This is a genomic window from Streptomyces sp. NPDC020597, assembly GCF_044335095.1.
Taxonomy (GTDB): domain Bacteria; phylum Actinomycetota; class Actinomycetes; order Streptomycetales; family Streptomycetaceae; genus Streptomyces.
This window is the reverse complement of the sequence record NZ_JBIRUL010000003.1, coordinates 27,350-39,201: the sequence shown is the minus strand read 5'-3', so window position 1 is coordinate 39,201 and position 11,852 is coordinate 27,350. Positions and strand designations below refer to the sequence as shown.

8 protein-coding genes and 2 pseudogenes are annotated in these 11,852 nt (G+C 72.9%); 4 read left to right on the top strand and 6 right to left on the bottom strand.

Annotated features, from left to right (window positions below):
• Nucleotides 1-189: 189 nt before the first annotated feature.
• A pseudogene (locus ACH4ZA_RS06270) lies at nt 190-1,170 on the top strand (pectinesterase family protein); the annotation flags it as partial.
• Between the two features lie 108 nt (nt 1,171-1,278).
• Here the strand turns inward: ACH4ZA_RS06270 and ACH4ZA_RS06265 are convergent.
• Entirely contained in the window at nt 1,279-3,090 is a 1,812-nt protein-coding gene (locus ACH4ZA_RS06265) for a bifunctional metallophosphatase/5'-nucleotidase (protein WP_398428285.1), read from the bottom strand.
• A 158-nt stretch (nt 3,091-3,248) separates the two neighbouring features.
• Between ACH4ZA_RS06265 and mshD the strand changes: the two genes are divergently transcribed.
• Complete coding sequence (mshD, locus tag ACH4ZA_RS06260; RefSeq protein WP_319277908.1) at nt 3,249-4,175, top strand: mycothiol synthase; 927 nt, start codon at nt 3,249-3,251, stop codon at nt 4,173-4,175.
• 106 nt (nt 4,176-4,281) lie between these two features.
• On the opposite strand, the gene ACH4ZA_RS06255 is transcribed toward mshD, so the two are convergent.
• From ACH4ZA_RS06255 to ACH4ZA_RS06235, 5 genes are all read right to left on the bottom strand, one after another.
• Nucleotides 4,282-4,929: an ABC transporter gene (locus ACH4ZA_RS06255; RefSeq protein WP_398428284.1), complete on the bottom strand. Its 648-nt coding sequence runs from the start codon at nt 4,927-4,929 to the stop codon at nt 4,282-4,284.
• Nucleotides 4,930-4,931: 2 nt separating this feature from the next.
• A complete protein-coding gene (locus ACH4ZA_RS06250) occupies nt 4,932-6,491 on the bottom strand; it encodes an ABC transporter permease (protein ID WP_398428283.1) in 1,560 nt (519 codons plus the stop codon).
• Complete coding sequence (locus ACH4ZA_RS06245; protein WP_398428282.1) at nt 6,488-7,381, bottom strand: ABC transporter ATP-binding protein; 894 nt, start codon at nt 7,379-7,381, stop codon at nt 6,488-6,490. Before ACH4ZA_RS06245 ends, ACH4ZA_RS06250 begins: the two co-directional genes overlap by 4 nt.
• A gap of 61 nt (nt 7,382-7,442) precedes the next feature.
• On the bottom strand, nt 7,443-8,285 hold the full coding sequence (locus tag ACH4ZA_RS06240; RefSeq protein WP_398428280.1) for a zf-HC2 domain-containing protein: 843 nt from the start codon (nt 8,283-8,285) through the stop codon (nt 7,443-7,445).
• 70 nt (nt 8,286-8,355) lie between these two features.
• Entirely contained in the window at nt 8,356-8,907 is a 552-nt protein-coding gene (locus tag ACH4ZA_RS06235; RefSeq protein WP_319277893.1) for an RNA polymerase sigma factor, read from the bottom strand.
• A gap of 332 nt (nt 8,908-9,239) precedes the next feature.
• Between ACH4ZA_RS06235 and ACH4ZA_RS06230 the strand changes: the two genes are divergently transcribed.
• Both ACH4ZA_RS06230 and ACH4ZA_RS06225 read left to right on the top strand, forming a co-directional pair.
• The gene (locus ACH4ZA_RS06230; RefSeq protein WP_319277890.1) at nt 9,240-11,471 is read left to right on the top strand and encodes an RNA degradosome polyphosphate kinase; all 2,232 of its coding nucleotides are present in this window, start codon (nt 9,240-9,242) and stop codon (nt 11,469-11,471) included.
• A pseudogene (locus ACH4ZA_RS06225) lies at nt 11,452-11,820 on the top strand (CHAD domain-containing protein); the annotation flags it as partial. The gene ACH4ZA_RS06230 and the pseudogene ACH4ZA_RS06225, both read left to right, overlap by 20 nt.
• Between the last annotated feature and the right edge of the window lie 32 nt (nt 11,821-11,852).

The following is an 11,852-nucleotide window of genomic DNA, read 5'->3' as shown; positions in this document are numbered from 1 at the left end:
GGTGGTCCCCCTCCACGGAACGGAATCCCGCACATGAGCGATTTCAGCGGCACACCCAGGCGTCGGCACCGCAAGCGCAGCAAGGCCCTCGCGCTGGGCGTCCCCCTCACCCTGACCGCGGCCTGCGCTCTCGCCTACGGCACGGATCTCGGCGCGTTCGGCAGCGCCGCGCAGCACACGGCGTCGGCCGCGACCGCCGCCACGAAGGCGGCCGCCGCCGCCACGACGCTCACCGTCGCCAAGGACGGCAGCGGGCAGTACACGACCGTGCAGGCCGCCGTGAACGCCGTACCGGCGAACAACCCCTCGCGGGTGGTGATAGCCGTCAAGCCGGGCACGTACCGCGAGCTGGTGAAGGTGCCGAGCAACAAGCCGCACGTCACCATCCAGGGCACCGGCGGCAGCCGCAAGGACACCACGATCGTCTACAACAACGCCTCGGGCACCCCCAAACCCGGCGGAGGCACGTACGGCACCGGCGGCAGCGCGACCGTCGCCGTCGAGGCGGACGACTTCCAGGCCCGCAACCTGACCATCTCCAACGACTTCGACGAGGGCGCCCACCAGGACATCGCCGGCCAGGCGGTCGCCCTGCGCACCGCCTCCGACAAGGTCTTCCTGGACGGCATCATCGTCAGCGGCGACCAGGACACCCTGCTGCTGGACACCGCGTCCAAGGACAGGCTGGGCCGCGTCTACATGACGAACTCCTACGTCGTCGGCAACGTCGACTTCATCTTCGGCCGCGCCACCGCCGTGATCGACAAGTCCGTCATCACGCTGAAGAAGCGTTTCAACGGCACCTCGGCCGGCTATGTCACCGCCCCCAGCACGGCCGCCGGGCGCAAGGGCATCCTGATCTCCGCCACCACGATCGGCGGGGACGTCTCCGACCGCACCTTCTACCTCGGCCGCCCCTGGCACGCAGGCGGTGACGCGAGCCTCGACCCGCAGACCACCGTCCGCGACAGCACGCTGAGCGCCGCGATCAGGACCGCGCCCTGGACCGACATGAGCGGCTTCCACTGGAAGGACGACCGGTTCGCCGAGTACCGGAACAAGGGTCCCGGCGCGGGCGCCGCGAGCTCGGAACGCCCCCATCTGACGGACGCCCAGGCCGCCGGCCAGGAGGTCGCTGACTGGCTCGCCGGCTGGACCCCCGCGCCCTGAACCGTCCCCGCGATACGGGCGACCCGCCCCCGTACGCCGAAGAGGCGGCCGCGTCGGTGACGCGGCCGCCTCTTGTCAGGAGAGCTCCGTGTGAAGGAGAGCCGGACGCTACTTCACGATCGTGATCCGGTTCGTCGCCGGCGGCGCGATCGGGCCCGCCGCCGAGGAGTTGGCGAGCAGGTACTGCTCGAGGGCCGACAGGTCGTCGGCGCCGACCAGGTCGTTCGTGCCCTGGCCCAGCGTCGGGAAGCCGTCGCCGCCGCCCGCGAGGAAGCTGTTCGTCGCGACGCGGTAGGTCGCGGCCGGGTCGACCGCCGCCCCGTTCACCTTCACGGAGTCCGCGACGACGCGGTCCGCGCCGCTCTTCGTCAGGTCCAGCGTGTACGTCAGGTTGGCGGACGGCTGCAGGATCTTCGGCGCGCTCGTGTTCGTGCCGCTCACCTGCTCCTTGAGCACCTGGATCAGCTGGGCGCCGGTGAAGCTCTGCAGGTTCACGGTGTTGGAGAACGGCTGCACGGTGAAGCCCTCGGCGTAGGTGACCACGCCGTCGCCCTCCGCGCCCTTGGCGGCGTAGGTGAGGCCGGCCCGCACGCCGCCCGGGTTCATCAGCGCGAGGTCCGTGTCCGCGTCGAGCTTCCTGCCGTACCAGAGCTGGGCGTCCGCGATGAGGTCGCCCATCGGGGACTCGGTGCCCGTGCTGGGGACGTCCGCGGAGATGTAACCGATCGCGCGGTTGCCGATCGGCGCCGCCAGGGTGTTCCACCGGCTGATCAGCTCGGTCATGTCGGGCGCCTTGGCGACGGTCCGGGTGACCACGTGGTTCGCCGACTTGACCGCCGTGCGCGCGATGTCGCCCGTGTAGCGGTCGTACGTCAGCGTGGTGTCCGTGTACAGACGGCCGAAGGACGCGGCCGAGGTGACCGTGCGCGGCTTGCCCGACGGGTCCGGGATCGTGCAGGCGTAGGCCGCGTGCGTGTGGCCCGTCACCAGCGCGTCCACCGCCGGCGTGACGTTCTTCGCGATGTCGACGATCGGGCCGGAGATCCCGGCGCCCGCGCCCGGCGAGTCACAGTTGTAGTTGTAGGAACCCGAGGCGGGCAGACCGCCCTCGTGGATCAGCGCCACGATCGACTTCACGCCCTGCTTCTGCAGCACCCTGGCGTACTTGTTGATCGTCTCGACCTCGTCCTTGAACCTGAGGCCCTTGACGCCCTCGGCGGCCACCACGCCCGGAGTGTCCTCCAGCGTCACGCCGATGAAGCCGATCTTGACGTCCTTCTTCTTCCACACCCAGTACGGCTTCAGGATCGGCCTGCCGGACTTCTCGTTCAGGACGTTCGCCGCGAGGTAGGGGAAGTCGGCGCCCCGGAACTTCTTGCCGTTGTAGCAGCCGTCCGTCGGGTGGCAGCCGCCGTTCTGCAGCCGGCCCAGCTCCTTGGCGCCCTCGTCGAACTCGTGGTTGCCGACGGACGTGACGTCCAGGTCGAGCTTGTTCAGCGCCTCGATGGTGGGCTCGTCGTGGAAGAGGCCCGAGATCAGCGGGGAGGCGCCGACCATGTCGCCGCCGGCCGCGGTGATCGAGTACGCGTTGCCCTTGCGGGCCTCGCGCAGATGCGTGGCCAGGTACTCCACGCCGCCCGCGTCGATCGTCTTCGTCGTGCCGTCCGCCTGCAGCTCGGTGACGCGGCCGGAGGAACCGGACGGGGGCTCGAGGTTGCCGTGCAGGTCGTTGAAGGACAGCAGCTGCACGTCCTGGTAGCGGCTGGGCCGCGGCTTGGAGTGCTTGCCCTCGTGAGCGTCCGCCGGAAGCGCGGCGGCGAGGGCGCCCGCGGTGGCGAGAACGGCGGAGGCCGCGACAAGACGGTACGTACGGCGGCGGCCGCGTCTGTCGCTCGGCTGCGGCTGGGAAGTGGCTGGCATGCGCCCCCCTGTGGATCGGCTGGAATGCGGTGGCTCCCGTCCGGCGCAGCCTAAGGTCAACGCGCGTAGCGCGACAGGGGGTTCGTGGTTACAACCTGGTTTCCCCTTGCCCTGTCCTTTGCCCCCGGTTTGCGGCAACCGCCCTTTACCCTCGACGCATGACCAGCGACGACACCGCACGGCTCCCCGGCTCCCGATCCATCGAGACCCACTCCGCGCTCTCCCCCGGACAGACCGAGGCAGTCCTCGCCCTGCTCGCCGAGGCCGCCCGGTCGGACGGCCAGCAGGCGGTGTCCGAACAGGGACGGCTGCAGCTGCGCGGAGGACCTCGCGAGGGTGTCTCCCACCTCCTCCTGACGGTCGGGGACGAACTCGTCGGCTACGCCCAGCTGGAGGACACCGACCCCGTCGAGGCCCCCGCCGCCGAACTGGTCGTGCACCCCTCGCACCGCGGCCACGGCCACGGGCGCGCGCTCGGCTCCGCCCTGCTCGCCGCCTCCGGCAAGCGGCTTCGGGTGTGGGCCCACGGCGGCCACTCCGCGGCCCGCCACCTCGCCCAGGTCCTCGGCCTCACCCTGTTCCGCGAACTGCGTCAGATGCGGCGGTCGTTGACCGACCTGGAGCTGCCCGACCCGGTGCTGCCCGCCGGCGTGACGGTCCGTGCCTTCGTGCCCGGACGGGACGACTCCGCCTGGCTCGCCGTCAACGCCGCCTCCTTCGCCCACCATCCCGAGCAGGGCTCCCTCACCCAACGCGACCTCGACGACCGCCGGGCCGAGCCCTGGTTCGACCCGGCCGGGTTCTTCCTCGCCTTCCGCGGCGACACGCTCGTCGGGTTCCACTGGACGAAGGTCCACGCCCAGGAGCAGCTCGGCGAGGTGTACGTCCTCGGTGTGGCCCCCGGCGCGCAGGGCGGCGGCCTCGGCAAGGCCCTCACCACGATCGGCCTGCGGCATCTCGCCGCACAGGGTCTGCCGACCGCGATGCTGTACGTCGACGCCGACAACAAGGCGGCGGTGTCGGTCTACGAGCGACTGGGCTTCCTCACCCATGAGACGGACCTGATGTACCGCACCGAGACGTGACCCCTTCCCCGGCTCGCGGGCGAAGACCGAGCGGGACGCGCCCTGCATGTCCGCACCCGGTGTCCGCCACCCCGGGGCGCCGCTTCGGTGCCGGTCCGGTCCCGTCTCAGCCGGTGGGTGCGGGCCGCCGGACCGGTCTTCGGGACCGTCGCCGGAGCGGCTCCCGGGTTCCCGTCGCGCACAGCGTCAGGGCCAGCGCCAGCACGGCCGCCCATCGGAGCTGCGTCGCCTGCCACCAGGGGTCGGCCGGTGTGCCCAGCAGACCCCAGCGGTCGGGGACCAGGAGCGCCACCCCGGCGGCCGCTCCCAGCCGGACTGCCGCCGACCTGCCCACCTCCGCCGCCTGTGTGAAACGGACGGCGAGGGTGGCCAGGGCGAGCGCCGCGCACGCCGTCGCCGCGGCTTCGACGGTGGCTGGGGGCAGGTCCGGGCGGGTCGGGGCCGGCACCAGGAGCACGGCCGCCGTCCACCACAGGGCCGCGACGGGAGCGGCCAGCGCCAGGCGCAGGGCGGCCCGGGAGGCCCGGCCCACCGGCGTCGCCGCGGTCGTGCGCCGGGCCGGGTCGTCCAGCAGGAAGGCCAGGCCGAGGGCGCCGGTGAGCGCCGTGAGGCGCAGCACCAGCCGGCCCAGTTCGGGATCCGGCGCCCGGTCGGGCAGGCGTGCGGTGCTCGCCAGCAGCAGGCCCAGCCCGCCCGCCGCGATCAGCGCCCGCCAGGGGAGGCTGCGCCACACCGGCACCGCCAGGGCGCGCATCGTCACTCCTCGCACGACTGCCCCTCCGTCTCCTGCGGCGCCGCGACGCCCAGCAGCCTCGCCGCCTCGGCCGGGGACGTCGCCGTGGACGTCAGTTCCGCCCAGTGGGCCTTGACCCGGGCGGTCACCTCGGCGCGCGGACGCGCCAGGAGTTCGCGGACCACCGTCGACTGCGCCGCCGTCATGCTCAGTCCGTTCGTCGGCGCGAGGACCAGGCCCGAGCCCTCCGTGCTGTCGCTCAGACGCACACGCCGGAAGGTGTCCGACGGCGTCGGGTCGGCGCCCAGGACCAGCCACATGATCGTGACCGGACGGGCGTCGCGGCACATCTCCTTCTCCGTCGCCGCCTCGGTGCCCGCCACCAGGACGGTGGCGACGCCGACGGCGAACTCCGGGACGCGGTTGCCGCCCCAGCGGGTGCCGATCGTGACCTGGCCGGGCACGGTGGAGGGCGTGAGGGCGGCGTCGACCTCCACTCCGTCCCGGGCGTCGATGTGCTGGCGGACCGTCAGGGAGGCGGTCGCCGCTTCGCCCCCCGCGAGCGAGCGGACCCGCTCGACGACGCCGGCCCACTCGGACCGCACCCCGCTCCACTCGGCGAACGCGCAGTACCGCGAGCCCTCGACGGTCGCGCACGACTGGACCTTCTGCGGGGCGTCGGAGGCCGTCCTGCGCGCCGCGGCCAGGGCCGCCGTGTCCTGCGAGGACTGGCCGATCGCGGCGGTCACCACAGCCGCCAGCGCGAGTGCCGTCGCCGCCTTGACGGCCCGGGTGCGGCCGCCGGACTGCAGCAGCGCCGCGCAGGCCAGCAGGACGCACAGCGCGGTCACGTACAGCGCGTGCCAGCCGGCGGGGCGGCCCAGCAGATCGGAGGGAACCGGATCGCCGCCCGTCTCGGCGAGGAAGACGACCGGCGAGAGCCAGCCCGCCGGCCTGCCCTCGGCGCCGATCGCCGAGGCGAGGAGCGCGACGACGTAGAAGGCGATGACGAACAGCAGCGGGACGAACGACGAGGGCAGCAGCCGGGCCAGCAGCACCCCGACGACGCCGGCGAACAGCACGGTCAGCGGGCCGACGGCGAGCTCTCCGAGCGAACCCTGCCCGATGGCGCCGGGCTTGTGCGCCTCCCATCCGAACTCGACCGCGACGACGAGCGCGGTGAGCGCCGCGTACGGCACCACGGACAGCAGATGCGCGAGGACACGCCGCCACGGCTCCATGGCCAGGACGCCGAACTGCTGCACCGTGCCGTGCTTGCGCGAGCGCAGCGCGGCCGCGTTGACGCAGACGAGCAGGGCGACCGCGAACAGCAGCGGCGCCCCCTGGCTGCGCCGGTCGACCACGTTGAGGACCGGGTAGGCGTCCATGCCGTCCCTGCTCATCAGCCGCAGGGCGACGAGGCCGACGTACAGGGCGAAGAACACCAGCACTGGGACCTGGAAGAGCAGTTCTCGGGCCTCGAAGCGCGCGAGGCCGAGGACGGCCCGGGTGCGGCGGGCCTCGCGCGGCGGCTCGGCGAGCGTACGGCCGGGGTCGTCCAGCGTCGCGGTCGTGGCGCTCATGCCGTCGCCTCCGCGCTCTCGCCGTCGAGGACGAGCAGGTAGCCGTCCTCGAGGGTGGGTTCGACGAGGTCGGCCCCCTCGGGTGGTTCGCCGACGTTGCGGAACGTGCCGGCGCCGGTGCGCCAGCCGGCCAGCGCGCCCGGGTCGCGGCGGGCGCCGCTCCAGACCCGGCCGGCGGCAAGGGCGGTCAGCTCGGCCGGGGTGCCCTCGAAACGGACCCGCCCGCCGGCCAGGACGATCACCCGGTGGCAGAGCATCGCCACGTCCTCGGTCTGATGGGTGGACAGCAGGACGGTGCGGCCCTCTCCGGCCTGGGCGATCAGCTCGCGAAAGCGCATGCGCTGTTCGGGGTCGAGACCGACGGTCGGTTCGTCCAGCACGAGGAAGCCGGGTTCGCCGAGGAGTGCGGCGGCCAGGGCGACGCGCTGCCGCATGCCTCCGGAGAGCCGCTTGAGACGCCTGCCGCGCACGTCGGAGAGATCGACGGCGTCCAGCACGCGGCGCACCTCGCGGAGCCGGGCGGCGCGGTCGGTGAGCTCCTTCAGGATCGCCACGTAGTCGACGAAGTCGAAGGCCGTGAAGTCCGGGTGGAAGCCGGGGTTCTGGGGCAGATAGCCGAGCGTGCGGCGCAGGGCGAGGCGGCCGGACGCGGTGCCGGGGTCGTGGCCGAGGGCGGTGAACCGCCCGCCGTCCGGCGGCACCGCCGTCGCCAGCACCCGCAACAGGGTCGTCTTCCCCGCCCCGTTGGGCCCGAGCAGTCCGGTGACGCCACGGCCCAGCCGCAGCGAGACGCCGTCCAGGGCGCGGGTCCCCCCGAAGCGCAGGGACAGGTCGACGGCCGTCACGGTGGCGGGCCCGAAGGCGGGGCCCGGGGTGGGCGTGGTGGTCATGCGGGGTCTCCTGGAGATCCGGTGGGAGGTCGGGGGCGGGCTCGGCGGGACGGGGGCCGGGTCATCCGGCGCCGTCGGCCGGGAAGCCGCCGAGGGGACGGGTGTCGAAGCGGTCGCGGGCCCGGTGCAGCAGCAGACCGGCGAGGACCGCCACCGTGGCCGCGGCGCCCTGGCCCGCCGCGGTGAACGGGGCGAGCGTGTCGTGCGGCGGCGTCCGGACGCCGGCCACCGCCAGCACCGTCACCCAGGCCACGCCGACCAGGGAGGGCCCGAGAACCGGCCCCAGCCGGGCGGTCAGCGCGAGGCCGGTCGCGGTGAGGGCGAACGCGGGCAGCAGCCACGCCAGGGCCAGCAGCCCGTATCCCGGCAGCGCCAGCGTGGCCAGGCCGTTGCACGCCAGGCCCGCCGTGAGCACCGCGACCGTACGGATCATGAGCAGCCGGAAGCCGTGTGTCGGGGCGACGACGGCCATCTCGTAGGTCGGGTCGAGGGACGGTCCGTACGACAGCGCGACCCCGGCGAGCGGGAGGAGCGGGGCCAGCGCCAGGAACAGTGCGGGCTGGTCCGCGAGGCGCACCGCCAGCACCGTCATGACGAGCAGGAACAGCACCGACAGCAGCCAGGAGCCGCGCAGCACCGGGGTCGCCGCGAGCAGCCGCGCGGTGTGGTCGGCCACGCCGAGCCGCACCAGCATCCGCTCGAGCAGGCTGGGCCGCGGCGCGTCCAGCTCGGCGTCCAGTCGTGCCCATGCGGCGTCCAGCGCGACCGGGTCGGCGGCCTCCGCCAGCCGGGCCCGGCACTCGGCGCATCCGGTCAGATGGGCGTCGGCCGACCACAGCAGCGGCGGGGAAAGCTCGCCCTGCGCGTAGGCGCGCAGATCCTCTTCTGCCACGTGCCACGTCATGCCCGTGCCTCCCTCGGCTGCCGTGCGTCGCCCACGCGGGCGCGCGGGTCTCTTCCGCGGACGTACCGCCTCATGCCAGCGCCTCCCGCAGGTGCTTGCGGGCGCGCAGGGCCCGCGTCTTGACGGTGCCGGGCGGGATGCCGAGCAGAACGGCCGCCTCCCGGGTGGTGAGCCCGTCGATGACGGTCGCCTGCAGGACGGCCCTCAGCTCCGGCGAGAGGCGGGTGAGGGCCCCGGCGAGGTCCCCGTGCTCCACCCCCGCGAGCACGCGTTCCTCCGCCGAGGCCTCGTCCCGGTGACGCAGCCGGGACAGCGCCTGGCGCAGCCTGCCGCGCGCCCCGTCGCCGCGCACGGCGTCGACCAGCCGGCGTGCGGCGATGCGCCACAGCCAGCCGGCGGCGTCGCCGGAGAAGCCCTCCTCGCGATGGCGGGCGGTGCCGCGCCACACCGCGAGGAACGTCTCCTGGACGACGTCGTCGACTATCCCCGCGTCGGCGCAGCGGCCGCGCATGCGCGCGGTCAGCCAGGGCGCGTACCGCCGGTACAGCTCCTCGAAGGCAGGACGGTCCCGGTCCGCCGCGATGGCCCGCAGCAGCTCCCCGTCGCTTCTCGTCTCGCTCACAACACCTCATCGGATCGGCCCCGCCGATCGGTTCACGTTCCGACGCACGATTTTCCGTGCACCACGCCCCACTCCCGTTCTCCCGTTCACCACCCACTCGTTCGAACATCATTCGAACGCTTTCGACTCTCGCGGGCCGCCCCCCGATATCCCGCACGCCATGTCGCCGTAACCGTCGGTTAAGACGACCTTGCAACGCTCTGCGAATGAAGCCCGCCGTGCCCGAGCCTTCGCCGCCTCCCGAGGGAAATCAGCCCCACGGAGGCTCCGCCGCGATCCCACCCGCACATTCCGACGCGCCTGTCTCGCTGTTCGCGCGGAAGAATGGGTCCATGAGCCAGTCAGACACCCAGGCCGAGGTCCAGCACGCGCAGCCCTCCGTGGGCTCCATAGCCGCGCACCGCCCGCACACCGTGGCTGCCGTCGTCTCCGATCTGGAGCCCGACATCGACGCCGACCTCGACACCTACGAGGAGGCCCCGTACGACGGCCCTCAGCTGCCGCAAGGTCGATTCCTCGACCGGGAGCGCAGCTGGCTCGCGTTCAACGAACGGGTCCTGGAACTCGCCGAGGACCCCGACACGCCCCTGCTCGAGCGGGCGAACTTCCTGGCCATCTTCGCCAGCAACCTGGACGAGTTCTTCATGGTCCGGGTGGCCGGACTGAAGCGCCGCATCGCGACCGGCGTCGCCACCCGCTCCGCCTCCGGCCTCCAGCCCCGCGAGGTGCTGGAGATGATCTGGGCCCGCTCGCGTGAGCTCATGGCCCGGCACGCCGCGACCTACCACGAGGACATCGCCCCCGCCCTCGCGGAGGAGGGCATCCACCTGGTCCGCTGGAACGAGCTGACGGAGAAGGAGCAGGCCCGCCTCTTCACCCTCTTCCGGCACCAGATCTTCCCGGTCCTCACACCCCTCGCCGTGGACCCCGCGCACCCCTTCCCGTACATCTCGGGTCTCTCGCTCAACCTCGCGGTCGTCGTGCGCAACCCGGTCAGCGGCCACAAGCACTTCGCGCGCGTCAAGGTGCCGCCACTGCTGTCCCGCTTCCTGGAGAGCTCGCCGGGCCGGTACGTCCCCATCGAGGACGTCATCGGCGCCCACCTCGAGGAACTGTTCCCGGGCATGGAGGTGCTGGAGCACCACGCCTTCCGGCTCACCCGCAACGAGGACCTCGAGGTCGAGGAGGACGACGCCGAGAACCTGCTCCAGGCCCTGGAGAAGGAGCTCATGCGACGCCGCTTCGGGCCGCCGGTGCGCCTGGAGGTCGAGGAGTCCATCGACCGCGAGGTGCTCGACCTGCTGGTGCGCGAGCTGAAGATCAGCGAGGCCGAGGTCTACCCGCTGCCGGGCCCGCTCGACCTCACGGGTCTCTTCCGCATCAGCGGCCTCGACCGGTCCGAGCTGAAGTACAAGAAGTTCATCGCCGGCACCCACCGCGACCTCGCCGAGGTCGAGTCCGCGTCCCCGCCGGACATCTTCGCGGCCCTGCGCAGCCGGGACGTCCTGCTGCACCACCCGTACGACTCCTTCTCGACGTCCGTGCAGGCGTTCCTGGAGCAGGCGGCGGCGGACCCGGAGGTCCTCGCCATCAAGCAGACCCTGTACCGGACCTCGGGCGACTCCCCGATAGTCGACGCGCTCATCGAGGCCGCCGAGTCCGGCAAGCAGGTCCTCGTCCTGGTCGAGATCAAGGCCCGCTTCGACGAGCACGCCAACATCAAGTGGGCGCGCAAGCTGGAGGAGGCAGGCTGCCATGTCGTCTACGGCCTCGTCGGCCTGAAGACCCACTGCAAGCTGTCGCTGGTGGTCCGCCAGGAGGGCGAGACGCTGCGGCGCTACTGCCACGTCGGCACGGGCAACTACCACCCGAAGACGGCCCGGCTCTACGAGGACCTCGGCCTGCTCACCGCCGACCCGCAGGTCGGCGCGGACCTCTCCGACCTCTTCAACCGGCTGTCCGGCTACTCCCGCCGCGAGACGTACCGCCGCCTGCTCGTCGCCCCCAAGTCGTTGCGCGACGGACTGATCTCCCGGGTCGACAAGGAGATCCAGCACCACCGCGCCGGACGGCCCGCGCACGTGCGCATCAAGGTCAACTCCATCGTCGACGAAGCGCTCATCGACTCCCTCTACCGGGCGTCGCAGGCGGGCGTGCCGGTCGACGTCTGGGTGCGCGGCATCTGCGCGGTGCGCCCGGGCGTGCCGGGCCTGTCGGACAACATCCGGGTCCGCTCCATCCTCGGCCGCTTCCTCGAGCACTCCCGCGTCTTCGGCTTCGGCAACGGCGGGGAGCCCGAGGTGTGGATCGGCAGCGCCGACATGATGCACCGCAACCTCGACCGCCGTATCGAGGCCCTGGTCAGGGTCACCGACCCCGCGCACCGGGCGACTTTGAACCGGTTCCTGGAGACGGGCATGTCCGACGCCACCGCGTCCTGGCACCTCGGTCCCGACGGCGAGTGGACCCGGCACGCGACCGACGCGGAAGGCGGCCCCCTGCGCAACGTCCAGGAGATGCTCATAGACGCCCGGAGGCGCCGGCGTGGCACAGCGACACCATGATCTGACGGCCTGCGCGGCCGGGCCCGTCACCACCGGGGACGCCCTCGACGGCTACCTGCGGGCCCAGGCCACGGAGTTCCTCCGCGCGCTGCGCCAGCACCGCGAGGCGGGGAGCGCGGCGTCGCACGGCACGTCGCACTCCCCGGCGAGCGGCGCGGAGGAACGGGACGACGCGGCGCGCGCCCTGCGCCGTTCGGCCCGCCGCATCAGCGGCAGTCTGCGCACCTTCCGCCCCCTCCTCGACGCCGAATGGTCGGAGGCGCTCCGGTCCGAACTGTCCTGGCTGTCCGCCACGTTGGCCCTGGAGCACGCCTACGGCGCCCGCCTGGAGCGCCTGCTGCTCGCCCTGAACCGCCTGTCCGGCGCGGCCCCGCAGCCCTC

Coding starts and splice junctions, on each gene's coding strand:
- ACH4ZA_RS06240 (WP_398428280.1), bottom strand. CDS start 8,285: ATGACGTGGCACGTGGCAGAAGAGGATCTGCGCGCCTACGCGCAGGGC.
- ACH4ZA_RS06245 (WP_398428282.1), bottom strand. CDS start 7,381: ATGACCACCACGCCCACCCCGGGCCCCGCCTTCGGGCCCGCCACCGTG.
- ACH4ZA_RS06230 (WP_319277890.1), top strand. CDS start 9,240: ATGAGCCAGTCAGACACCCAGGCCGAGGTCCAGCACGCGCAGCCCTCC.
- ACH4ZA_RS06265 (WP_398428285.1), bottom strand. CDS start 3,090: ATGCCAGCCACTTCCCAGCCGCAGCCGAGCGACAGACGCGGCCGCCGC.
- ACH4ZA_RS06250 (WP_398428283.1), bottom strand. CDS start 6,491: ATGAGCGCCACGACCGCGACGCTGGACGACCCCGGCCGTACGCTCGCC.
- mshD (WP_319277908.1), top strand. CDS start 3,249: ATGACCAGCGACGACACCGCACGGCTCCCCGGCTCCCGATCCATCGAG.
- ACH4ZA_RS06255 (WP_398428284.1), bottom strand. CDS start 4,929: ATGCGCGCCCTGGCGGTGCCGGTGTGGCGCAGCCTCCCCTGGCGGGCG.